Source organism: Geodermatophilus amargosae (assembly GCF_900116515.1).
GTDB lineage: Bacteria > Actinomycetota > Actinomycetes > Mycobacteriales > Geodermatophilaceae > Geodermatophilus > Geodermatophilus amargosae.
In genome coordinates this window covers 1-22,908 of record NZ_FPBA01000027.1, presented here as the reverse complement: position 1 = coordinate 22,908, position 22,908 = coordinate 1, and the positions used below count along the sequence as shown (strand labels likewise).

Below are 22,908 nucleotides of genomic sequence, written 5' to 3'. Positions count from 1 at the left end.
CCGGTGAGTCCCGGACCGCTGCACATCTTCGCCTTCGCAGTTCTCGGCCTGCTCGTCCTGGGTGCGACCCGAGCCCGGCTGGGCCTCCCACGCGGGCATGCACGCGGAGGAGGGCCCCGGATGTCTCGAGCGGCGAGGTCGTCAACTGGTCACTCGTCACCCCGTCGCAACCGTGTGCGTATGTAGCGTGTCGCCCCTCGGACACACGATCGCCCCGGCGTTCCTGCAGGTCAGGAGCCCGGGGCGCTTCCATGTCCGGGGTCCGAACGGCTCCGTGATACGGGTTTGATACTCGGCGGCCGGATCAGCCGTCGAGCAGTGCCGCGAAGCGGTCGGCGGCCTCGCGGCCCATGCCGGGGTGCACGTGCTGGTAGACGGTGAGCGTGATGGTGGCGCTCGCGTGCCCGAGGCGCTCGGAGACAACCTTCACCGGCACGCCGTCGGCGAGCAGCAGGGTGGCGTGGGTGTGCCGGAGGTCGTGCAGCCGGATCACCGGCGACAGGTGCTTCCCCAGCGCCTTCCCGGCCCGCGTCACCCGGGTGGTGAAGCGGCGGGAGGACCGTTCGGGGCGCTGGTGCCTGCCGTCGATCCCGCCGAGGACGAGCGCGGAGTCCCGGACGAGTTCGACGGTCACCTCAGCCCGCGCGGCGCGGGAGGTCCAGAGCGCGGCCACGATGCCGGTGTCGACCACCCGCGCCCGTCCCGGCGCACGCCCGCGCCTCGACGCCGTGCCGGGACCGGCCAGTCAGTCCCTGGTGCCGGAGGACCTCGTCGGGTTCAGGCGCCACAGCCGGTAGGTCCACGGCAGGTCGTAGAGGAGGACGTAGGCCGTGTACGGGGCCAGGACGCGCCGCGCGCGCGTGTCACCCGCGACCGACCGCTGCAGCGCCGCGAGAGGGAGCAAGAACGAGCACAGGCCGACGAAGCCAGCACGAGTGCTCCGCCGGCCGAAGAAGACACCGTTCCAGGCCTCGTTGCCCACGAGCACCGCCAGGCTCCATGCGGTGCTCCGGGCGTCGCGACGGTCCATGCTCCGTGCCAGCACGTAGCCGACGACCCCGTAGTACGCCGCGCCCACGCTCAGGAAGGCAGGCATCGGCAACTGCCAGCGGGGCGCGGTGAGGCCCCGGAACCAGGCCATCGCCGGCTTCCCGATGAAGGCGTTCCCGGCGACGGCGGCCCCGCCCGCGCAGGCGCTCGCCTGGAGCACGCATCGCCGCCTCATGACGTGCCCGACCCCGAGCCGTCGGCGCTCGCGCCGGTACGCGCTCCGGTGGAGGCGGGCTCCTCCGCCCGCCTCTTGAGCGCCTCGTTCATCGCCACGAAGGCGGGCAGGGTGCTCCGGTCCAGCGACGCAGCCACGAACGGGACGAGGATCCCCCGGAAGGTCTCCGACTGGACCAGCCGGGTGCCACCGGACTGCGGCTGCAGCCCGAACGTGTGCTCGGCGTCCATCAGCCCGGGCAGGCCCAGCCTGCCGCGCCACCGCAGCACGCGGTCGGCGGCGACCTCCATCAGGCGGGGGCGCAGGGTCATCGCCCGCCCGCCGACCGGCTGCATCGTCAGCGTGAGCCGACGGCCCGGGCCGACGGCTCCCTCCGCCCGGACGATGAACGGGTTCCACTCCGGGTACGCGGCGAGATCGGTGAGCACCTCCCACACCCGCTCGGGCGTCGCCCCGATGTCGACGTGGGCGGACAGTCGCTTGGACATGGCGTTCTCCTTCGAAGGTGGAGGGGCGTTGCGGGACGGAACAGGGGACGGCCGTTCGGGCTCCAGGTCCTCGCGGAGGAAGGCGGCCTGCGCGGCCACTGCCCGATCGGCTGCGGGGCCGGCGCCGAGGATGGGGTACGCGTGCAGTGCGCCGGGCTCCTCGAGGAAGTCGACGGCCACGCCCGCGTCCAGGAGTCGCTGTCGCAGCAGGCGGACGTCGTGGACGAGGATGTCGCGGGTCCCCGCGGTGATGTGCACGGGCGGGAGTCCGGCCAGGTCGCTCCGCAGCGGCGACAGCCGGTGGTCGGCCAGCGGGGTCCGGCCGGCGTAGGCCGCGGCCGACGGCTGCAGGAACCGGCGGCTGAGCACCGGGTCGTCCGGCTCGGTCCCGGGGATCTGTGGATTGGCGAGGGCCAGGTCGACCCACGGCGCCATGAGCACGAGCGCCGCGGGCAGGGGACTCCCGTCGGCGACCAGGGTCTGGGTCGCGGCGAGGGCCAGGGCGCCCCCGGCGCTGTCCCCCGCCAGCGCCCAGCGGCCCGGTCGGAGCACCCGGGCCGACACCAGGGCCCGCAGGGCGGTGACGACGTCGTCCAGCGCCGCCGGGTGCGGGTGCTCGGGCGCCAGCCGGTAATCGACCATGACGGCCGCCATTGACAGCTCCGCGCTGAGCTCGCTCAACCAGCGCCACTGCCGGGCCACCGGCCCGGTCACGTACGACCCGCCGTGCACATAGACCAGCACGCCGCGGTCGGCCAGCGCGGGGTCCAGCCACGAGACAGGCACCCCGCCCGCGGTCCGCGTCTCCACCTGCCGACCGGCCCGCAGCGTCTTGCCCGGACGGGGCATCCGCCCCAGCCGCTGGATCCCGACGTTCAGCGAGAAGGGCAACCGCGGGAGCCCGCGGCTGACCAGGCGGTAGAGCGCCGTGCCGGTCACCGTCGCCCCGCCGGGACGGGGCCGGTCGCGCGCACGGCGCCCACCTCGGGCGTGGGAGCCCGGTGACCCAGCCGGCCGCGGGTGGCGGCCAGGACGACCAGGCCCAGGACCGCGCTGGCCACCAGGTGCACCGGGCCCACCGCGTCGTCGAGGTAGAGCCGGGGCAGCAGGCCGGGACCGCCGAACCCGCTGCCGTCGGTCGTCGCGTTCCCCGCCGCGTGGACCAGGCCGACGACGAGCAGGCTGCCGGTCCGGTTGGCGACCCAGCCCTGCAGGAAGCGGAACGGGATCGACGTCGCGGTGACGAACAGCAGGACGGCCGCCCCACCGAGCCAGCCGTTGCCGGCCGCCAGGGAGGCGTGCTGCAGCGCGAACAGCGGCCCGGTGGCCAGTGCGGCTCTGACCGGCCCGTGCCGGTCCTGCAGGCGGGTCTGGAGGAAGCCCGTCCAGGCGACCTCCTCCGCCCAGTTGGTGGTGAGGAACCCCAGCAGCAGCTGGACCAGCAGTCCCCACACCAGGGCCGAGGCGAGCGCCCAGCCGGTGACCTCCGGCGACCCGAGCAGGGCCACGGCCACCGCCGTGGTGGCCACCGGGACGACGACCAGGGCCAGGCCGTACCAGCGCAGGGGCAACCGCACCCGGACCGCGCGCCTCCGCAGCGCGCGCACCCCCGCCCGCCCGTCGACGACGCGGGTGATCACCAGCGCCGGCAGCAGCAGGCCGACCAGGTTGGCCAGGACGACGAACGGAGCCGTGGGCAGGTCGACGTCCCACCACGCGCGCGCGACGACGGGCTGGAAGGCGATTGCCTGCCCGACGGGGAAGGACCAGGCCAGGAAGCTCGCGACGGGGTGCCGGCGGATGATCCCGGCCAGCCGGCGCTCCGGCGCGACGGGCGCACTCACCGTGGACTCCCGGCCGCCGCGGGCACCGCCTGCGCCGGGAAGGCCACGTGCTCGTTGCGGATCCCGACGGCCATGAAGCGGGAGAACAGCCGCAGCATCGGTGGCACCCGCGACATGACGCGCAACGGCACGGGGACCCCTCGCGCCGGGACCGGGTCTCCGGCGGCGCCGAACATCTGTCGCTGGACGCCGCGCTGCACCAGCTGGGTGACCCGGGTGGGGAGGTCGCGGCGGCGCTGCACCCGCCGGAGGTCCCGCGGTGTCACCGCACCTCTGCGCAGGGGGAGGACCAGGGCGTTGGCGGCGGCCACCGCGTCCTGGACGGCGAGGTTGATCCCGACGCCCGCGACGGGGGACATGGCGTGGGCGGCGTCACCGATGCACAGCAGTCCCGGCCGGTACCAGCGGCGCAGCCGGTTGACCCGGACCTCCAGGAAGCCGGTGTCGTCCCAGCTGCGGAGGGCACCCTCGAGTCGGTCGGCCAGGAAGGGCATGGCGCGCGCCAGGTCCGCCCGGAGTGCCTCGATGCCCGCCGCCCGGAGCGACGCGACCGTGCCCTTCGGCATGGTGTAGGCGCCCTGCCAGTAGCTGCCCCGGTCGATCATCGGGAGCAACCGGCCGGGCACCAGCCGGGCGAAGGACGTCCCCGGATCCCCCGGGCCCTTGGGCAGGGGGTACCAGAGCACGTCCATCGGGGCGCCGAACTCGACCGGGGACATGTCCGCCGCCCGTCGCACCGCGGAGGAGCGTCCGTCGGCGGCGACCGTGAGCAGTGCACGCAGCTCCCGCTCGGAGCCGTCCGTCCGCCGGTAGCGGACCCCGGTCACCGTGCCGTTCTCCTCGATCAGCCCCACCACCTCCACCTGCCGGTGCAGGGCGAAGGAGGAGGACCGCGCGGCCTCGGTGGTGAGGAAGTCGAGCAACTCGTACTGCGGCACCATCGACAGGCACTGGAAGCGACCTGGGAGCCGGGTGAAGTCGCCGAGCGTGACGAACCCGTCGTCGGTCATCCGCGAGATGCTGGTCGTGCGCTGCTGCGGCAGCTCCTCGAACCCCTGCAGCAGGTCGAGTTTCGCGAGCACCTGCATCGTCGAGGCGTGCACCGTGTCGCCGCGGAAGTCGCGCAGGAAGTCCGCGTGCTTCTCGAGGACGACGACGTCGATGCCGGCGCGGCCGAGGAGGAGCCCGAGCACCGCCCCGGCAGGGCCACATCCGGCGATGCAGACGGTCGTCGTCGCGGGGAGATCCCGGGTGTTCATGGTGTCGTCCTTCGAGATCGGGGATGGGCGGAGCGGGCGGTCAGGAGGAACTCGACGACAGGACGGGCGGAGCCGACGTCTCCCCCGCCGGTTGCGGCCGGCGCACCCGGAACCGCCGCAGCCCCCAGAGGACGGCGGCGTCGCAGATCAGCAGGCCGACCAGCCCGGGCACGGTCATCGCCCATCCGGCGCCGTCGCCGACGACGACGCCCCACAGCAGCTTCCCGCCGGCCATGGCGTTCAGGAGCACCAGGCCCCAGACCACCGACCGCCGCCAGAAGGCCAGGCAGTAAGCGGTCAGTGCCAGGGGTGCGAGCGTCGCCTGCGCGAACTTCTCGAGGTCCCAGGTGCCGGTGATCCACTCCCGCTCGAAGTCGAGGAACTCCAGGATCTGCGGATCCGGCTGGGTGGGCGCCGGGAACCAGAAGATGCTGGTGGCCAGCGCGACCAGGGTGCCGGCGATGCCCCAGCCGCTGCGCCGGTGGGCGAACCAGGCCAGCGGGATGAGGAACAGCGGCCTGATGTACCAGCTCAGCGGGTTGGCGTGGCGGTCGAACGCCCAGTCGCCGAAGTCGGCGAGGAGCTGCGCGATGTCCATGACGTCCTCCTAGAGGCGGGTCGGCGCGGGTGCGCGGGAGTCGGCCGGCGGTGCCGTCGGGGCGACGGGCAGCCGGGAGGTCAGGACCAGCAGTGCGACGGCGGCGAGGCTGACCGCGGCCAGCGAGATCGACTGGAGGACCTGGTCGGTGACGGTCGGGAGCACCGACACGTGCGCCTGGTGGTAGAGCTGGTGCGGCAGGTCCACCACGACGACGGCCAGGCCGGCGGCGCGGGCGACCCAGACCACCCCGGTGAGCAGCGCGACGAGCGCGACCGTCCCGACGGCGAGGTTGCCCAGGCCGACGTCGCGGAGCAGGTGCTCGTTGTAGGGACCGTCCGGGCTGACCCAGTGGTGTCCCATCCCTGGGAAGTCGGCGTAGAAGGACGCCGGGAAGACGGCCTGCCACAGGCCGATCACCAGCCCGAAGAGGGCGAACCACCCCAGCAGCAGCTTGACGGCGAGACGCATGCGGGCCTCCGGGAGAGGAAGGGATCCGATCGGTGCACGGGGGCCGGCTCACCGACGTCCCGGGGAGACCGTCGGGCCCGGCCCTTGACGGATCCGGGGCATCCGCTTGACGGCACCCGGAACGCGGCGACGACAGGGGGCCGGGATCGGGCCGCCGCGGGGCAGGATGGCCCGACGGCGAGCACGGCGGGCGCCGGAGAGGCAGGTGTGCGGTGCAGTTCAACGTCCTCGGACCGCTGCAGGTCCTCGACGCGGGGCGGCCGCTGGCCCTCGGGCGGCCCAAGCAGCGCGCCGTCCTCGCGATCCTGCTGCTCCATGCCGGCACGGTGGTCCCGCTCGACCGGCTGGTCGAGGAGCTGTGGGGCCCGCACGCGCCGCCGCAGGCCCTCGCCTCGGTGCAGGCGTACGTCTCCCACCTGCGCCGGCTGCTGGAACCGCAGCGCGCACCCGGGGCGCCCGCGACGGTGATCGTGAACCAGGCGCCGGGCTACCGCATCGTGGTGGGCCCCGACGACCTCGACGCCGCGCGCTTCGAGACCCTCGCGCGGGCCGGACACGACCTCCTGCACCAGGGGGAGGCACCGCGCGCGGCGGAGACGCTGGAGGCGGCACTCGGACTGTGGCGCGGGCCGGTCCTGGCCGACTTCGCCGATGCCCCGTTCGTCCGGGCCGAGCGGGCCCGGTTGGAGGACCTCCGGCTGACCGCGCTGGAGGACCGGCTGAGCGCCGAGCTCCGCATCGGCCGGCACGCCCGGATCGTCGCCGAGCTCGAGCAGCTGACCGGTGAGCACCCGTTTCGGGAGCGCCTCCAGGGTCTGCGCATGACCGCCCTCTACCGCTGCGGGCGGCAGGCCGAGGCCCTGCAGAGCTACCAGCTGTTCCGCGTGCAGCTGCGCGAGGAGCTCGGCCTGGACCCCGGCCAGGCGCTCCGCGACCTCGAACGGGACGTCCTCCGCCAGGCCCCGAGCCTGGACTGGACGGTGGCTGCCGCCGACGACGGGAGCACCCCAGGGGCGGCTCCCGCCCCGACGCAGGGCGTGTCGTGCGCCGCCGTCGAGGCCGCGGACGTCGTTGCCGCGCTCAGCGGCCTGGTCGGACGCGACGCGGACCTGCGGGTGGTCGACGAGGCGCTGGCCGGGACGGCGACCGGCCGGGGGCGGATCGTCCTGGTGGCCGGCGAGCCCGGGATCGGCAAGACGAGGCTGGCCGAGGAGGCGGCGCGGCGCGCCCGCGCATCCGGCATGGCGGTGGGCTGGGGGCGCAGCGACCAGGACGCCGGGGCTCCGCCGTTCTGGCCGTGGACGCAGGTGCTCCGGAGCCTGCTGGGCGACGGGACGCCCGGAGTGCCGGGCGCCGGGCTGGGCCCCGCCGCCGTCGAGCTGGCGCCCATCCTGCCGGAACTGGCGGACGGCAGCTCCCGGCCGCCCGCACCGGTGGTCGACCCCGAGGCGACCCGCTTCCGGCTCTGCCAGGTGGCCACCGCGGCGCTGAAGGACCTGGCCTCCGGCCGACGCCTGCTGGTGGTCCTCGACGACCTGCAATGGGCGGACGTCGCCTCCCACCGGCTGCTGAGTCACCTCGCCACGACGCTGGCCGACGCACCCGTCGTGGTGCTGGCGACGTACCGGGACCGGGACCTCGACGCCGGGGAGCCGCTCGCCGACACCCTCGCCGAGCTGGCCCGCACGGCGCCGGTGGACCGGCTGGAGCTGGCCGGACTGGAGGTCGCCGACGTGGCCCGGGTCATGGCGTCGCACGCCGGCACGGACCCCGACGACGAGCTGGCGCGGCTGGTCAGCGACCGCACCGGCGGCAACCCGTTCTTCGTCCTCGAGGTGCTGCGCCTGCTCGGCACCAGCGGCTGGCCGGAGCGGACTCCGGGCGAGGCGGCGGCGCTGGTCGCGCAGCAGGTCCCCGCCGGCGTACGCGACGTCCTCCGCCGACGCCTGAGCCGGCTCCCCGACCAGACCCGCACCGTGCTGCTGGTCGCGGCGGTGATCGGTCAGGAGTTCGACCTCGACGTCGTCCGCGCCGTGACCGGGGTGGACGACGACGACGCGCTCGCCGCCGTGGAGCTGACCGTGTCCGCCGGCCTGGTCGTCGAGGACCCCGCGACGGTGGGCCGTTTCCGTTTCGCACACGCGCTGATCCGCGAGGCCATCTACGGCGAGATCAGCCGCGCCCGCCGGGCCCGGCTGCACGCCCGCGTTGGACAGGCCCTGCTCGACCACCGCGGCGACGACGCCGACCACGTCCTGCAGCTGGCCCAGCACTGGTGGCTGGCCGCACCGGTGGTCGGCGCCGAGCAGGCGATCCCCCACGTCATCGCGGCGGCGGAGCTGTGCCTCGACACCTTCGCCCACGAGGAGGCCGAGCAGCAGCTGCGCCGCAGCCTCGACCTCCTGGCCACCGCGGCGCCGACCACCGGGCGCAGCGCCTCCGAGCTGGCCGTCCACATGCGTCTCGGCACGTTGCTCGTCCAGCTGCACGGCAGCGGCTGCCAGCACGCACGGGTCCACTTCACCCGAGCCCGTGAGCTGGCCGACCATCTCGGCGACACCACGGCCCTGCTGGCCGCCAACCGCAGCCTGTACGAGGTGGCCTTCGCCCGGGCCGACCACGCGGTCGCCGCCAACCTGGCCGAGGTCATGCTCGATATCGCCAGGAACAGCGACGACCCGGCCGCCGTCGTCGTGAGTCACCTGGCCCTGGGTCGCACCCTGTGGTCCCAGGGCCGGCTGGCCGCCGCCAGGGACCACCTCGAGCAGGGCCTGCAGATGGCCGATCCGGTTGACGGCCGCGAATTCCTGCCGCCGAGGATCGTGCTGCAGTTGCAGCTGGCCGCGGTTCTGACGTCCCTCGACGAGCCGGACGCGGGGATCGAGCTGCTGGCGACGGCCGTCGGGGAGTCACGCGCCGGGACCCCCTTCGCGCAGGCCCTCACGCTCACCGGAGCTGCCCTCGTCTCCGCCATGCGCCGCGACGCTCCGGCGGCGCGCGCGTGGGCCACCGAGGTCCTGGAGCTGGTGGAGCGCTGGCACCTGCCCTGGCCGGCCGGGTACGCGGCGGTGGTGTCGAGCTGGGTGCACGCGATCGAGGGTGATCCGGCGTCCGCGATCCCCGCCCTTCGCGGGCACCTCGCGCGGGTCGAGGCCGGCGGCACGCAGCACCTGGTCGGGTGGGGCCTCGGCCTGCTCGCCGAGGCGCACCTGTGCGATGACCAGCCCGTCGAGGCGCTGCGCCTGCTCGACGACGCGCTGGCCCGGGTCGCGCGCACCGGTGAGCGCTCCTACGAGTCCGAGTTGCACCGCCTGCGGGCGCTGTGCCTGGCCGCGCTGACGCCACCGCGGTCCGAGGAGGCCCACGGCGCTCTCCGGCGGGCAGTCGCCGTCGCGCGCGAGCAGGGGTCCGTCATGCTGGTGCGTCGCGCCCTCGAGACCTGCCACACGGCCGCGATCTGCCGTCACAGCGGGAGCTGCGACCACCCCGCCCCGGACGTCTGATCCTGCTCGCACGGGACGAAACCGGTCCGGGCGAGCAGCGCGGCGACCCGGCGGTCGGGGGCCGGCGGGGCGGTGAGCTCCTCGACGCCCGACGCCCGCAGTGCATCGGCGACCTCGCACACCAGCCGGCGTCCGAGGGAAGGGTCCCGGTAGGCCGCCGCCACGGCGAGACCGCACAACCGGGCCGTGGCCCGTCCGACGGAGCGGACCACCGCCACCCCTGCGAGGCAGGCGTCCTCCGTCGCGGTCAGGTCGCACAGGCCGTACCAGACGCAGGCCGAGTCGTGGTCGTCGAGACCGCAGTCCGGCAGCAGCCGTGCGGCCCGTCGGCGCTCGGGGTCCGCGTCGAGCCGCCGGAAGACGATCCCGGCCGGTGAACCGCGTGGTGTCGCCGTCATCGCCCCTCCCGGCCCGTTCGACTGTCGGCCGAGGGTGCGCAGGCCGCCCTTGACGCCTGTTTGACGCCGCGCCCGTGCGCCGAGGCAACCGACCGTCAAGGCCCGGCGGCGACGCTTTCCCCGACAACCCAGCCTGACGAAGGGGATGTGCGATGACCAGCGTGCTCGTCACCGGCGGCACCGGACAGCTCGGGCGCCGCGTGGTCCGTGCCCTGGCGGCCGACGGCCACACGGTGCGGATCCTGAGCCGCAGCGCGGCCGCACCGCCGGTGCCCGACGCCGGCGTGTTCGTAGCGGACCTGCGCACCGGATTCGGCCTCGCCGAGGCGGTGGCCGGGACGTCCGCGATCGTGCACTGCGCCACGGACCCGCGGAGGTCCCGGGCGGTCGACGTGGAGGGGACGGCGCGGCTGTTGGAGGCCGCGCGCGACGCCGGCCGACCGCACGTCGTCCACGTCTCCATCGCCGGGATCGACCGCATCCCGACGGAGTACTACCGGTCCAAGCAGGCCGCCGAGCAGGCGGTCATCCGCTCCGGGCTGCCGTGGACCGTCCTGCGCACCACGCAGTTCCACCCGTTCGTGCTGCAGCTGCTCGACCGCCTGACCGCTCTCCCGGTCATCCCCGTGCCGCGCGGGTGGCGGGTCCAGTCCATCGACGTGGACGAGGTCGCCCGGCGACTGGCCGGCGCCGTGGCGTCGGGGCCGGCAGGCAGGCTGCCCGACCTGGGCGGACCGGAGGTGTTCTCCGTGGTCGACCTCGTCCGGGACCGCCTCCGCGGGACACCGCGTCGACGGCCGGTCCTGGAAGTCACTGTGCCGGGCGCGTCCGCCGCCGCCCTGCGGGCCGGCGCGAACCTCGTCCCCGGCAACCCCGCCGGTGGTCGCACCTGGCGGGAGTTCCTCGACAGCCGGCCCTCGCACCGGCTCCAGGCCCGGTGACCACCGTGACCACCGACACGGACGTCCTCGTCGTCGGCGCCGGCCCGACCGGGCTCACGCTGGCCTGCGACCTGCGCCGCCGCGGCGTCGACTGCCGGGTCGTCGACCGGGCCGCGACGCACCACACCCGGTCCCGGGGCAAGGGCCTGCAACCGCGCAGCCTCGAGGTCTTCGACGACCTGGGGATCGCCGGGGCCGCCCTCGCCGCCGGCCGGACCCACCACCACGTGCGCCTGTACTCAGGCGGGCGGCTCGCCCTGGACCTGGACCTCCCCGCACGCCCACCGCAGCCCGGGGTCCCGTACCCGAACCTGGTCGTGCTGCCGCAGTGGCGGACCGAGCAGGTGCTGAGGGACCGGCTGGCGGCGCTCGGCGGCACCGTGGAGCTCGGCCGCGAGCTGGTCGGCATCGACCAGGATGCCGACGGTGTCACCGGCACGGTCGTCGACTCCACCACCGGCGCGCCCGAGGAGATCCGGGCCGCCTTCGTGGTCGGCTCTGACGGCGGGAGCAGCCGGGTGCGGACACTGACCGGCATCGCGATGCGCGGCGCGAGCCACGAGGAGCACTTCGTCCTCGGCGACGTCCGGATCGAGGGCCTGCCGGCCGACGGCTCGTCCTTCGCCTGGTTCGACGACGACGGGTACCTGGCCGCCGATCCGCTCGACGGGAGCGGGACCTGGCAGGTGCAGGCCAGTGTCCGGCCCGACGCCTCCGGGAACCTCGAGACGGCGTCCCTGGAGCTGTTCCAGCGCCTGTTCGCCGAACGCGGCTTCGGGCACGTGCGGCTGCACGACGCCACGTGGCTGTCCGACTTCAGCCCCCGCGTCGCCATCGTGGACCGCTACCGGGCAGGCCGGGTGCTGCTGGCCGGCGACGCCGCCCACGTCCACAGCCCCGCCGGCGGGCAGGGCATGAACACCGGCATCCAGGACGCCTACAACCTCGGCTGGAAGCTCGACGCCGTCCTCCGAGGACGGGCGGGCCACGCCCTCCTGGACACGTACCAGGAGGAGCGGATGCCGGTCGCCCGCGCGGTCCTCACCAGCAGCGACCTCGGCCACAGCGCCTTCTTCTCCCCCCACCCCGCCATGACCTTCCTCCGGAACCGCGTCCTCGTGCCGGCCTTGCGGCTGGCAGTCGTCCGCAACCGGCTCCTCGACGGCGTGGCAGAACTCCGTGTGGGCTACCGGGGCTGCTCGCTGGCCGGCGAGGCGGCCACCGGAGAGCACACCGGTGACGGGGAGGCGGCCGGCGTGGTCGACGCCGTCCGCTTCCGGCACGGCCCGCGCGCCGGCGACCGTGCACCGGACGCCGAGGTGCGTTCCGGCGGCAACGGCGCGCCGACGCGCCTCTTCGACCTCTTCCGGGGCACGCACTCCACGCTGCTGCTGTTCGACGGTCCCGCCGCGACCGACGCCGGATACCGGCGGATGGCCGCGACCGCCCGGCGGGTGCGCGCCGCCCTCGGCGACGACGTCCGCGCCTGGATCGTGGTCCCCGGCGACCGGAGGCCCGAGCACCTGGACGACGTCGACGTGGTTCTCGACCCGGACCGCGACGCCCACCAGCGCTATGCAGCCGCGGCCGAATCGCTGTACCTGGTGCGACCCGACGGCTACGTCGCCTTCCGCAGCCAGCCTGCCACCGCTCAACCCGTGCTCGACCACCTCGGCTCGATGTTCAGGCTGTACGCACCCGCGTGACCTCGTCGGTGTCGACGTCCGGGGCCGGTACGCAGCCGAGGCCCCGCTGCGCGAGGCCGCTGTCTCGAGTCCGGCCGGACCACCTCCACCTGAACGCCTTGCGAAGCGAGGACCGGAGGTCGTGTGCGAATGTGGCGAGTCGCCCCTCGGACACAGCATCGCCCCGGTGTCTCTGCAGGTCAGAGGCCCGGGGCGGCTCCGTCTCAGGGGCACAAGGGCTTCGTGATACCTATTTGACACCTATCGCACCCGGTCAGCCCGCGAGCAGGGCGGCGAAGCGGTCGGCGGCCTGGCGGCCCATGCCTGGGTGCACGTGCTGGTAGACGGTGAGCGTGATCGTGGCGCTCGCATGCCCCAGTCGTTCGGACACGACCTTGACCGGCACGCCGTCGGCCAGCAGCAAGGTGGCGTGGGTGTGGCGGAGGTCGTGCAGCCGGATCGCCGGCACCTGGTCCTCTCCCGGTGCCTTGCGGGCTCGGAGGACCTGCGCGGTGAAGCGTCGGGAGAACCGCTCCGGGTGGAGGTGGGTGCCGTCGAGGGTGCTCAGCACCAGTGCGGTGTCGCGGACCAGGTCTGGGGAGGCCCGCGCCCGAGCCTCGCGGTAGGTGCGCAGCGCCGCGACCGTGCCCGCGTCGAGGTCGACGACGCGCGACTGACCGGTCTTGGTCGGCCCCTCGACCAACTCCTCGCCAGCGCCCTTGCGCTTGACCGTGCCGACGCTGCGGCGCACCGCGATCCGTTCGGCGACCAGGTGGACGGCGCGCCAGCGCAGGGCGAGGGCCTCCCCACGCCGCATGCCGGTGGCCGCGAGCAGCCGCCAGCCCATGGCCACGTCGGCGTCGTGGGCGTCGGCCCAGCGGAGGAAACGGGCGAGCTCCGGCGCCGTCCATGCCTGCATCTCGGGAGGGCGGGCCTGCGCCGGAGTCGGTGGGGTGGACCTGTCGGTCGGGTTCACCGCGAGTCGGCCCTGCGTGACCGCGTCACCCAGGGCCGACCGCAGGATGGTGAACACGTAGCGCACCGTCCGGGCGGAGAGACCGCCACGGCCGTCGGCGCGGCCGTCTGCTTCCAGCGTCCGCATCCAGGTGTCGATCATGGGTCCTGTCAGGCGGACGACCCGGTGTGCCCCCAGGTGGGGGTCGATGTGCAGGCGGATGTTCTTCAAGTAGGACGCCCGTGTTGAGGGGCTGAGGCGTTGCGTCTGGATCCACTCGGCGAGGTAGGCGTCAAGGCGCTGCTTGGACGGCTCGACCCACTCCCCCAGCTCGGCCTTGCGGATCTCCGCCCGCAGGACCGCGCCGGCCTCTCTCCGGCTCGCGAATCCGCGCGTGAGGACGACCCGTGTCGTGCCGTCCTCACGGGTCACCGCGAACTTGATCAGGAACCGAGGGCCGGACCTCGTCCGGTACTCGCTGATCCCGCCGTCGCCCTTCTGACGTCGCCGTGGCCCGGCCATCGACCGCCTCCTCGTCGCTGCTCGTCGAGGGACCCGGCATGTCGCCGCGGGAGTCGCCCCGACGACGGCCTACTGGAGATGGAAGGCCCATCACTGCTGAAGCAGAGATCTGTGGACGGGCGGACAGCCTGTGGAGCACGTGCGGTGACGACGGAGTCCTGCGGCTCGGAGCGTCGTTCCGCGTCCTCCAGTCCTCCTCCAGTGGTCGCGCGGAGACGTGGCACAGGGGACGCGTCAGATCTCGATCCGTGTCGGCGCGAGGCCGCTCAGGCCTTCGCCCCCCGGCGGCTGGCCGGACCATGACGGGTGCGAAACCGGATGGGGCCGGCCGGCCTGCGGTCCGACGACACGCCGTCCCGCCACACGGCCTCCACCGCCGTCGGATGCGCCCACGATCCTCACCGACGTCTCGGCCAGGACTGGAGTCGCCATCTCCGGAGAGGGCCGTCGCCGAGATGTCCACCGACGAGGCCTGGGGTGATGGAGTGCCAGGTGATCGCGTTGACGATCACGGCGGAGTCCTCCTCAGTAGGTGGGTGGTGCGATGCGGCCGGGCGCGGCTCGGCCCGGACCCGGGCTGGGCGAACCCCGTGTCCGGTACGTCCGCTGTCAGTGGGTGTCGCGGTGCCAGGTGACCGTCAGGCCGGCACGCGCACCGAAACGCTCGAGGCGGCTTCCGAGGGCGTGCTCGATGCGGTCCAACATCTCGACGTCGGGCGCCTCGGCGCGCAACGTGAGTACGTCGTCGCCGATGATGATCCGGCCGCGGGCGTCCCCGACGAGCGTCGTCCAGGCGCCCTCGGCGTCCTCGGTGAACGGGACCTTGCGGCTCAGGTGCGAGACCAACTGCTTGGCGTAGCGGGCCGGGGCATCGGTGCGCACGTCGGCGCGCGAGGAGAAGGTGGTCATCGGTGCCTCCTGTCTGGAGTCGGGCGGCCGGGGGCTCCGGTCAGGCCGCCTGATCGAGCGGATCGAGTTGCCGTGCCAGATGCCGTCGAAGGCAGTGGTCACGGACTGCCCGGGCGTGGTGCCCGCCCCGAGGGTGAGCAAGGTGGGTACGAAGTGGTCGGCGGTCGGGTGGGCGACGGCGGCGCCCCGGCCCTTGGTGCGGTAGTCGATCAGCGCGTCGACGTCTTGGCGCGGGAGGGCGTCGGTGGCCTCACGCTGACGCGCTTCGGGCCGGCGCCCCACGTGACCCGGGCCTCGCCTCCTGGGGAGGCGGGGCCCTGGTCACCACCGATCGGCCGCCACCCGCCACGGGCGCGGCACGGCGTCAAGCCTGCGGCTGGGCGTGCGCCGCGGCGACGGCGTCCGCCAGCGACGTCGGAGCCCGCCCGATGAGCTTCTCGAGGTCGTCGCCCTCGACATGGAGGTCCCCGGCGGCCACGGAGCGGTCGATCTCGGCGAACATGCTCGCGACCGGCGCGGGCAGGCCCGCGCCCTCGAGGATCTGGGCGAACTGCGCGGAGGGCACGTCGGTGTAGCCGACGGCGGCACCGGTGACCGCGGACACGGTGGCGGCGAGCCCGGACATCGTGAACGCCTCGCCCCCGAGCTCGTAGACCGCGCCCGCGTGCCCGTCCTCGGTCAGGACGGCGGCGGCCGCCTCGGCGTAGTCGGCCCGCGTGGCGGCGCTGATCCGGCCCTCACCGGCGGAACCGACGATGCCGTTCTGCAGGTAGCTGCCCAGCTGGCCGGTGTAGTTCTCGGTGTACCAGCCGTTGCGCAGGACCACGTGCGGGATCCCGGACTCGGCCAGGAGCTGCTCGGTGGCCCGGTGCTCCGCGGCGATGCCCAGGCTGGAGCTGTCGGCGCGGGCGACGCTGGTGTAGGCGATCAGCCGCACCCCGGCCTCCTTCGCGGCGGCGATGGCGTTGCGGTGCTGGGGCAGCCGCTGGCCGATCTCGCTGCCGGAGACCAGCAGCAGCTTCTCCGCGCCGGCGAACGCGGCGCGCAGGGCCTCGGGGTCGGTGTAGTCGGCGCGGCGGACGACGACGCCGCGGTCGGCCAGGTCGGCGAGCGTCTCGATGCGGCGGCCGATGGCGACGATCTCGGCGGCCGGCACGCCGCGTGCCAGGAGGGCCTCCACGGCCAGGCGGCCCAGGTGCCCGGTGGCTCCGGTGACGGAGATGGACATGCGGGTGCTTCCCCTTCGCTTTCCCTCGACGAGACGTCGAGGAGGTGCGTGGTGGTGGCCGGCTGCAGGTGGCGGTCGAGGCGGAGTCAGGCCGCCTGGAACGACCGCCGGGACAGCCCGAAGCTGTAGCCGTCCAGGGCGGTGACCACCGGCGCGGTGGGGTCGGTGGCCGCGCCCAGGGCCACGAACAGCGGGGTGAAGTGCTCCACCGTCGGGTGGGCGTAGCGCAGGCCCGGAGCTGCGCTGCGGTAGCGGGCGAGCTCGGCGACGTCACCGCGGGCCAGCGCGTCCGCGGCCCAGCCGTCGAAGTCCGACGACCAGCCGGGCACCTTGTTCTCGGTGAGCATCTCGCGGGTGAGGAACGGCAGGCCGTGGGTCATGTGGCCCGAGCCGACCACCAGCACACCCTGCTCACGCAGCGGGCGCAGCCGCTCGCCGATCCCCAGCAGCCGGTCCGGGTCCTCCGTGGGCAGGGAGAGCTGCAGCACCGGGACGTCGGCCTCGGGGTACATGATCTTCAGCGGCACCCAGGAGCCGTGGTCGAGGCCGCGGCTGGCGTGCTGGTGCACGTGCTCGGTGTCGGGGAGGAGTCCCACCACGTCGCGGGCGAGCTCACCGGCGTCGGGGGTGTCGTAGCGGAACGCGTGGTACACCGGGTCGAAGCCGCCGAAGTCGTAGACCAGCTCGGCCGGCCGGGTGGCGCTGACCGACAGCGGCGCGGACTCCCAGTGCGCGGAGACGACCAGGATCGCCCTCGGCTTGGGCAGCGAGCGGGCCCATCCGTACAGCGGGTCGAGCCACTCCGGGCGCTCGAAGGGCATGGGGCCGCCGCCGTGGGACAGGTAGAGGCTGGGCAGCGGCCCGTCCTCCGGCGTCCACGCCCGGTGCGGCTCCGAGGCGGCCACGCGGCGCAGGTGCCGGGCGAAGAGGTGCCCGGCCGGGATGCGGGCGTCCGCCAGCGCGGTCGTGGTGGGAACGGGCGTGGTCATGGCGGACTCCTCGGGCGGGCGGCGCAAGAGCGAGCAGATTGTTGTAGCGACAACCTGTACTGTGCCACGATGTACTTGCTCAAGCAAGTACTTCTCGTGAGGACGTGACCGTGGACGCTCCCTGGCTCGACCGACGGCAGCTGCGCGCCTGGGTCCGCCTGCGGGCCGTACTGGAACTGCTTCCCGCCACGGTGGACGCGCAGATCCGCCGGGATGCCGACGTCAACGACGTTCGAGTACCACGTCCTGGCCATGCTGTCCGAGACGCCTGCGCGGACCCTCCGCATGACGGAGGTCGCCCGGCGGATCGCCGCCACGCTGCCGCGGCTCTCACACGTCGTGACCCGACTCGAGAGCCGGGGCCTCGTGGAGCGCTTTCCCTGCTCCGAGGACCGTCGGGCGACCAACGCCCGGCTCACCGAGGCAGGGTGGGCGAAGGTGCAGCACGCGGCCGCCCAGCACGTGGCCACCGTGCGGCACCACGTCGTCGACGCCCTCACCGCCGAGCAACTCGACCAGCTCGCCGCGATCGCGGACGCCCTCCTGGCCCGACTGGACCCGACGGGGGCCATGGCCGCGACCAACACCCGCCACGACGAGCCGCCGCGGCGCCGCTAGCCAGCCGCCGCAGCGGCGACCTCGACGCGAGGCCGGACGGCAGCGCGCTCCGATTGAGAGCCCCTCCCCCATGCCCCCCGCCGCGGTCGGCGACCAGGGTCGACACCCGCCGGATCCGGCACGGGCACCTCCGCGGCATCGACGGCCCCGTCAGCGGCCCAGACCGGGGACGTCCCCGGATCCCTCGTCCGCACCACCGTCGGCGATGGCGGGCCGGGCCCACCACCACCCGGACAGGCGAGCAGCGTCGCTCAGTGCGTCAGCTGCCACTTGAGGAGGGCCGCGCCGGCGGCGATGACCGCGAGCGCGAACCCGGCCAGGAACACCCGCCTCGAACTGCGCTCCCCGGACACCCACGCCACCACCGACCCCAGCAGGGCCAGGCGGACGTCGACCAGCGCGAGTGCCAGGACGAGCGCCAGGTCGGCGTCGACCAGGTCCGTCCACGCCAGGACCAGCACCAGGACGGGCGCACCGGCGGACGTCACGATGGGCAGTGCAGCCCGGAGCTCGTGCCGGAGTGCCGTTCGGTCCAGCGTCCGGCCCTCGCGGACCCTCGATCCGACGGCCTCTCCCACCGCGTGCGCCACGTAGGTCGAGATCCCGACACCGAGCAGGTATGTGACACCCCTGGGTCCCCGTAGCTCGTCGGGGTGCAGGGCGATGAGCGCAGCCATCACGAGGACATTGCCGTACACGTAGGCCGACACCCGGCTCGCGACGTCCTCGCGGGGAGGATCCCCGGGCGCACGGGGCCGCCTGACCGGCTTTGACGACCCGGCTCTGCCCGCCTGGCCCGCACGGTGACCGGCCGGGGGGTCGTCGCGTGTCACCGCCCCTCCTCCCGGCGCGAGCCTGCTCCCCCGGACCGGAGCAGGCCGCGGGACCGGTCACCCCGCTGGGCCGCGACCCCACCGTCGTCACGCACGGTCCCGCGGCTTCCGCGACGCCGGTGCCGACGGTGTCGTCGTCGGCGCTCGTCGGGCTGCGGGGAACGGCGGCCCGCGGGCCGGTCTCGTCTCACCCGCTCGACTTAGGCGCCTGCGGTAGTGGGGTCCCCGGCGGAGTCCTGCGGGGGTGCGGACGGGCTGGAGGTGACGCCTGGGCGCCCGCGGCCTGCGACCGCCACCGCGAGGAACGACGTGGCCACACCGGCGCCCAGCGCGGCGAGCGCCACGGCCGGACCCCTTCGCTCGATGCCCAGCAGGCTGTCCAGGGAGAGGTCCCCTGGCCCGGTCTCGGCCAGCGCCGTCACCGCACCGATGAGGACGGCGTTGTACTCCCACCCGCCGTTGGCGTTCCACGGCCCGTTGGGCAGGTGGACCTTGCGGATGGAGGTCGTCATCACACCGGTGAGCGCGGAGGCCGCCACCGGCGTTGCCAACCCGGCGGCGAGCAGCGCACCGCCGGCGGTCTCGGTGATCCCGGCCAGCGTGGCGTGCACCTTCGCAGGCCGCATCTGCAGCGCCTCCATCATCCCCTCGGTGCCGGCCCGCCCCGGGCCGCCGAACCAGCCGAAGAGCTTCTGCGTGCCGTGGCCGACGAACAGTCCACCGACGAGGAGCCGGAATCCCAGACGTGCAACGCTCACGAGTCCTCCTGCGGGTTCACCGTGCGGGTACCGGGCGGTCTGCCGGACCAGGCCGCCTCGAGCAGTGCGGTGACGCCCTGCTGCGTCACTGGCGGGCGCAGGCGACGGCGAGCCCCACGATGCGCGGGTCGTGCGCATCGTGCACGCCGAAGCCGGCCGGCGATCGCGACGCCTCCGGTCGGGGCGGCGCTGCGGCTCCGACATGCGGGGATGTCGGCCGGCCGCCGGTCTCAGCGGGCCAGGGGCAGGGCGCGGTGGAAGACGGGGACGGCGATCGCAGCGACGGCGACGTGCATGAGCCCCAGCGCGATCGCGCCGGTCCAGCCCACGCTGATCCCGACGGCCACGTCGGCGAGCAGGCTGACGAGCACGACCGCCGGGACCAGGCGCCCGAGGACCACGGCGGGCCGGTCGGCCTTGGCACGCACGGCGATCCAGGCCAGGACACCGGCCACGACGCCGAGGAACGTGAGGGAGATGTAGGACGCGGGCTGCAGGCCCCGGTAGTCGGCGGTGTCCGCGCCGGCGGCCTGCGCGACCAGGGCGATGACCAGGTTCGCCACCGACGCCGCGATCGTGACGACGACGACCGCGGCGGCCGCCCGGCGCCAGGTCGACTGCGTGGTGGTCGGGGCGAGAGTGTCCGTGCTCATGGCTGTGCTCCTGGTGGTGTACAGGGGGGCCCGATGACATCGGGTCACTTGATGTCGCAAGTGAATCTTACGGACTGTCAGTTGCCGCGTCAAGTAACTGCGCAGCAGTCCTGTCCACTCCGGAGCAAGAGGAGGAGGCACCCGACCGACGCGTCGGCCTCGCCCCGCCGCCGCGGACCGCGGTGGCGGGAGGCCGCGGCTCCGCCGGGCGGCACGAGAGCCGGTGGACCCGTCGGACCACCTGCGGAGAGCGATGGAGTCGTCGAACCGCGTCCCGTCCACGCCGGAGGTCGTCGCCCGTCCGGCGGTGGTGCGGGCGCCCACGGTCAGCAGCAGGGGCACGAAGTGCTCCGGGGTGGCGTGGGAGACGTCGGGGCCAGGACCCCTGCGTCGGTGGTCGATCAGCGCGTCGACGCCACCGCGCGCGACGGCATCGGTAGCCCGTTCCTCGAAGGCCGCGGTGTGGTCGGCCAGCTCGGGCCGACGGAGGACGGTCGGGCTACGGGTCATCGCCCCCGACTCGATGACGAGGACGCCCTCCCACAGGAGGCGGGGCCGCCGCTCAGCGTCGGCACCGCGACGGGGTCCGTGTCGGCATGCCCAGCTGGACAACCGGTCCGTCAGCGCGGCCACCGCGCGGGAGATGGCGACCGGGGTGGGCGGAACGGGTCGCCGGGCGGGGCGTCCGCCGCCGGCCTGCTCCCGGGCGGGCGGCCGGCCGCGGGTCGGACGTGCCCGTCACCCGGGCGTGGGGCGACACGCCTCGCGGTCGTGCCGCCCCCACCCGGGCGACGGCTGCGGTCAGTCCTGCAGGGTGACGACGAGCTTGCCGCCGGCGCCGCCGGTGGCGAGCCGGCCAAGGCCCTCGGGGGCCTGCTCGAGGGGCAGGACGCCGGCGACGGAGACCCGCAGCTCACCGGCCGCAGCCCGCTCGGCCAGCGGGCCGACGACCTCCCTCAGAGGGGTGGCCATCACCGAGGTGCCGGTGAGCCCAGCGGCGGCGAGGGTGGCCTCGTCGGGCACCGCCGCGACGCCGGCCACCTTGCCGCCGGCGCGCACGGCCGCGATCGGGGTGCCGGAGGGATCCATGCCGTGCAGGCTGACCAGAGCGTCGACGCCGTCGGGGTAGGCCGCGCGGACCTGCTCGGCCACCGGGCCGGCGGTGTGGTCGATCACGCGGGAGGCGCCGAGCGCGGTCAGCCGCTCGTTGTCGGCGGCCGTGCCGGTGGCCACCACGGTGACGCCGCGGGCGGCCAGCAGCTGCACGGCGAAGGAGCCGACGCCGCCGGAGGCGCCGTTAACCAGGACGGTCTGCCCGGGCTGAGGGTCGATCGCGTCGATGGACTGCACGGCGGCCGCGCCGGCCAGCGGGATGGCGGCGGCCTTGGTGAAGTCCAGGCCGGCGGGCTTGGGCGTGACCGTGACGGCCGGCAGCAGCGCGTACTCCGCGAGCGTGCCGGCCGAGATCGGCGGGGCGAGCAGCACGTGACCGAGCACCTCGTCGCCGACGGCGACGTGGTCGACCCCGGCCCCGACGGCCTCCACGACACCGGCGGCGTCGCGGCCGATGACGACCGGATACTCGTGCGGCAGGCCCATCTGGGTCAGGAAGCCGGCGGCGACGGCGTTGTCGATGGGGTTGAGGCCGGCGGCCTTGACCCGGACGAGGACCGTGCCCTCGGTCGGCTCGGGGGTGGGGATGTCGGAGATCTGGGGCTGCTCACCGGCGGCGGGGACGTGCAGTGCGCGCATGACGGGGACTCCTCTGGACGCGGTGCGGGGACGGGGAGGGACTAGAAGGCGTACGGGCCGAAGCGGCCCCAGGCGACGAAGACGGCCAGGGCGAGGAGCACGAGGTTGGCGACGACCATCGGCGTCTCCTTGCGGCGGGCGTGCACGACGGCAGCGCCGGCCATGACGAGGGCCAGGCCCACGGCCGCGATCGGCACGAGCACCGGAGCGACGTCGAACACCGCGGGCAGGATCAGGCCCAGCGCGCCGAGGACCTCCAGCGCACCGATGGCCTTGACCGCGCCGTCGCTGAAGTCCTCGGCCCAGCCCATGCCGGAATCCACAATCTTCTTCCGCGGCTGCGCGAGCTTGCTCAGCCCCGAACCCAGGAAGACCGCGGCGAGCACCCCGGCGACGATCCACAAGACGACGTTCACGTTCTGACTCCTCGCATGGTTTACTTGCCGACGCAAGCAACCATATGAGCAGTCACTTGTTCCGTCAAGTATCTCGGCGGGCGGGTCGTCCGCCGGGTCGAACGAGGAGCGATGTCGTGGGCACTGTCGACGAGCCGCGGTGGCTGAACGCGGAGGAACAGGACACCTGGCTGGCCGTCCTGGCGATGGCCGTCTGGCTGCCCGACGCCATCGACGCGCAGCTGCAGCGCGACGCCGGCGTCAGCCACTTCGAGTACCAGGTCATGGCCATGCTCTCCATGTCCCCGGAGCGCACCCGGCGGATGAGCGAGGTCGCCGCCCTGGCCAACGGCTCGCTGACCCGGCTCTCCCGGACCGTCGACCGCCTCGAGAAGCGCGGCTGGGTCACCCGCCGGCCCGATCCCGACGACGGCCGCGCCACCCTCGCCGTCCTCACCGACACCGGCTGGGAGAAGGTCGTGGCCACCGCCCCCGGGCACGTCGCCGAGGTGCGCCGCCTGGTCCTCGACCCGCTGACCAGGACCCAGGTCCGCCAGCTGCACGAGATCGCCACCCGGATCCGCCAGGTCGTCCAGCCCGAGGGCAGCTTCCCGACCCTGCCGGCGCCCGGCACCGCCTGACGTCCCGACCGCCGCACCCTTCAGGATGAACGGTGCGACCCCGCTCCGACCGCGTCGATCCGATGCCGGACCCCACGGGCGGCGGCGCGGTCAGGGACCGGCGGCCCGGCGAGCCCGGGCCGGGGCGGATCGGCGGGGTTGCGCAGCGGGTCAGGCCAGGACGGGCGGGCGGAACAGCCAGCGCAACGCGGCGAACCGGACGAGTCCGATCACCCCGGTGACGACCGCGATGACCGCGAGGTC

Annotated in this window: 22 protein-coding genes; 5 read left to right on the top strand and 17 right to left on the bottom strand. The window is 74.4% G+C overall.

All coding sequences use genetic code 11. The annotated features are described in order from the left end of the window. Window positions 1-304 precede the first annotated feature (304 nt). The 7 genes from BM414_RS24185 to BM414_RS24155 are packed head-to-tail and all read right to left on the bottom strand — an operon-like array spanning window position 305 to window position 5,885. The gene (locus BM414_RS24185; RefSeq protein ID WP_245784957.1) at window positions 305-691 is read right to left on the bottom strand and encodes a tyrosine-type recombinase/integrase; all 387 of its coding nucleotides are present in this window, start codon (window positions 689-691) and stop codon (window positions 305-307) included. 54 nt (window positions 692-745) lie between these two features. Beyond that, on the bottom strand, window positions 746-1,210 hold the full coding sequence (locus tag BM414_RS24180) for a tryptophan-rich sensory protein (RefSeq protein ID WP_175551776.1): 465 nt from the start codon (window positions 1,208-1,210) through the stop codon (window positions 746-748). Between the two features lie 11 nt (window positions 1,211-1,221). Further along, window positions 1,222-2,652: an alpha/beta hydrolase fold domain-containing protein gene (locus BM414_RS24175; protein WP_093583764.1), complete on the bottom strand. Its 1,431-nt coding sequence runs from the start codon at window positions 2,650-2,652 to the stop codon at window positions 1,222-1,224. Next, the gene (locus BM414_RS24170) at window positions 2,649-3,557 is read right to left on the bottom strand and encodes a CPBP family intramembrane glutamic endopeptidase (protein WP_093583762.1); all 909 of its coding nucleotides are present in this window, start codon (window positions 3,555-3,557) and stop codon (window positions 2,649-2,651) included. Before BM414_RS24170 ends, BM414_RS24175 begins: the two co-directional genes overlap by 4 nt. Beyond that, window positions 3,554-4,816, bottom strand: a complete 1,263-nt coding sequence (locus tag BM414_RS24165; RefSeq protein ID WP_093583760.1) for an FAD-dependent oxidoreductase — start codon at window positions 4,814-4,816, stop codon at window positions 3,554-3,556. The genes BM414_RS24170 and BM414_RS24165 overlap by 4 nt, the downstream gene beginning before the upstream one ends. Window positions 4,817-4,856: 40 nt before the next feature. Continuing rightward, complete coding sequence (locus BM414_RS24160) at window positions 4,857-5,414, bottom strand: hypothetical protein (protein ID WP_093583758.1); 558 nt, start codon at window positions 5,412-5,414, stop codon at window positions 4,857-4,859. A gap of 9 nt (window positions 5,415-5,423) precedes the next feature. After that, a complete protein-coding gene (locus tag BM414_RS24155; protein WP_093583756.1) occupies window positions 5,424-5,885 on the bottom strand; it encodes a hypothetical protein in 462 nt (153 codons plus the stop codon). A gap of 212 nt (window positions 5,886-6,097) precedes the next feature. On the opposite strand from BM414_RS24155, the gene BM414_RS24150 reads away from it, so the two are divergent. Next, the gene (locus BM414_RS24150) at window positions 6,098-9,388 is read left to right on the top strand and encodes an ATP-binding protein (RefSeq protein ID WP_093583754.1); all 3,291 of its coding nucleotides are present in this window, start codon (window positions 6,098-6,100) and stop codon (window positions 9,386-9,388) included. On the opposite strand, the gene BM414_RS24145 is transcribed toward BM414_RS24150, so the two are convergent. After that, window positions 9,349-9,786, bottom strand: coding sequence for a GNAT family N-acetyltransferase (locus tag BM414_RS24145; RefSeq protein WP_093583752.1), 438 nt, complete (start codon window positions 9,784-9,786; stop codon window positions 9,349-9,351). The two genes, BM414_RS24150 and BM414_RS24145, sit on opposite strands and share 40 nt — an antisense overlap. A gap of 152 nt (window positions 9,787-9,938) precedes the next feature. Between BM414_RS24145 and BM414_RS24140 the strand changes: the two genes are divergently transcribed. Both BM414_RS24140 and BM414_RS24135 read left to right on the top strand, forming a co-directional pair. Continuing rightward, the gene (locus BM414_RS24140) at window positions 9,939-10,727 is read left to right on the top strand and encodes an SDR family oxidoreductase (RefSeq protein ID WP_093583750.1); all 789 of its coding nucleotides are present in this window, start codon (window positions 9,939-9,941) and stop codon (window positions 10,725-10,727) included. Between the two features lie 5 nt (window positions 10,728-10,732). After that, window positions 10,733-12,433, top strand: a complete 1,701-nt coding sequence (locus BM414_RS24135) for an FAD-dependent monooxygenase (protein WP_175551775.1) — start codon at window positions 10,733-10,735, stop codon at window positions 12,431-12,433. 253 nt (window positions 12,434-12,686) lie between these two features. Here BM414_RS24135 and BM414_RS24130 read toward each other — a convergent pair whose 3' ends face one another. The 4 genes from BM414_RS24130 to BM414_RS24115 all read right to left on the bottom strand — a co-directional run bounded on the left by BM414_RS24130 (window position 12,687) and on the right by BM414_RS24115 (window position 17,015). Then, on the bottom strand, window positions 12,687-13,889 hold the full coding sequence (locus BM414_RS24130) for a tyrosine-type recombinase/integrase (protein WP_093583747.1): 1,203 nt from the start codon (window positions 13,887-13,889) through the stop codon (window positions 12,687-12,689). A 609-nt stretch (window positions 13,890-14,498) separates the two neighbouring features. Beyond that, a complete protein-coding gene (locus BM414_RS24125; RefSeq protein ID WP_093583745.1) occupies window positions 14,499-15,080 on the bottom strand; it encodes a DUF2218 domain-containing protein in 582 nt (193 codons plus the stop codon). An 82-nt stretch (window positions 15,081-15,162) separates the two neighbouring features. Continuing rightward, on the bottom strand, window positions 15,163-16,026 hold the full coding sequence (locus BM414_RS24120) for an SDR family oxidoreductase (RefSeq protein ID WP_093583743.1): 864 nt from the start codon (window positions 16,024-16,026) through the stop codon (window positions 15,163-15,165). Between the two features lie 86 nt (window positions 16,027-16,112). Next, complete coding sequence (locus BM414_RS24115) at window positions 16,113-17,015, bottom strand: dioxygenase family protein (RefSeq protein WP_093583741.1); 903 nt, start codon at window positions 17,013-17,015, stop codon at window positions 16,113-16,115. A 213-nt stretch (window positions 17,016-17,228) separates the two neighbouring features. Between BM414_RS24115 and BM414_RS24110 the strand changes: the two genes are divergently transcribed. Then, window positions 17,229-17,633: a MarR family winged helix-turn-helix transcriptional regulator gene (locus BM414_RS24110; RefSeq protein ID WP_217644915.1), complete on the top strand. Its 405-nt coding sequence runs from the start codon at window positions 17,229-17,231 to the stop codon at window positions 17,631-17,633. A gap of 251 nt (window positions 17,634-17,884) precedes the next feature. On the opposite strand, the gene BM414_RS28700 is transcribed toward BM414_RS24110, so the two are convergent. The 5 genes from BM414_RS28700 to BM414_RS24085 form a co-directional block, all read right to left on the bottom strand. Next, entirely contained in the window at window positions 17,885-18,121 is a 237-nt protein-coding gene (locus BM414_RS28700; protein ID WP_139246021.1) for a hypothetical protein, read from the bottom strand. Between the two features lie 545 nt (window positions 18,122-18,666). Continuing rightward, window positions 18,667-19,224 carry a DoxX family protein gene (locus BM414_RS24100; RefSeq protein WP_217644914.1) on the bottom strand — a complete coding sequence of 186 codons (558 nt, stop codon included), beginning with the start codon at window positions 19,222-19,224 and terminating at the stop codon, window positions 18,667-18,669. Window positions 19,225-19,454: 230 nt separating this feature from the next. Then, window positions 19,455-19,877 (bottom strand): DUF6069 family protein, encoded by a 423-nt coding sequence (locus BM414_RS24095; RefSeq protein WP_093583735.1) that lies wholly within the window; start codon window positions 19,875-19,877, stop codon window positions 19,455-19,457. Window positions 19,878-20,678: 801 nt separating this feature from the next. After that, window positions 20,679-21,629, bottom strand: coding sequence for an NADP-dependent oxidoreductase (locus tag BM414_RS24090; RefSeq protein WP_093583733.1), 951 nt, complete (start codon window positions 21,627-21,629; stop codon window positions 20,679-20,681). A 41-nt stretch (window positions 21,630-21,670) separates the two neighbouring features. Continuing rightward, complete coding sequence (locus BM414_RS24085; protein WP_093581510.1) at window positions 21,671-22,045, bottom strand: DoxX family protein; 375 nt, start codon at window positions 22,043-22,045, stop codon at window positions 21,671-21,673. Window positions 22,046-22,161: 116 nt separating this feature from the next. Between BM414_RS24085 and BM414_RS24080 the strand changes: the two genes are divergently transcribed. Continuing rightward, window positions 22,162-22,665 (top strand): MarR family winged helix-turn-helix transcriptional regulator, encoded by a 504-nt coding sequence (locus tag BM414_RS24080; RefSeq protein ID WP_093581508.1) that lies wholly within the window; start codon window positions 22,162-22,164, stop codon window positions 22,663-22,665. The last annotated feature ends 243 nt before the right edge of the window (window positions 22,666-22,908 follow it).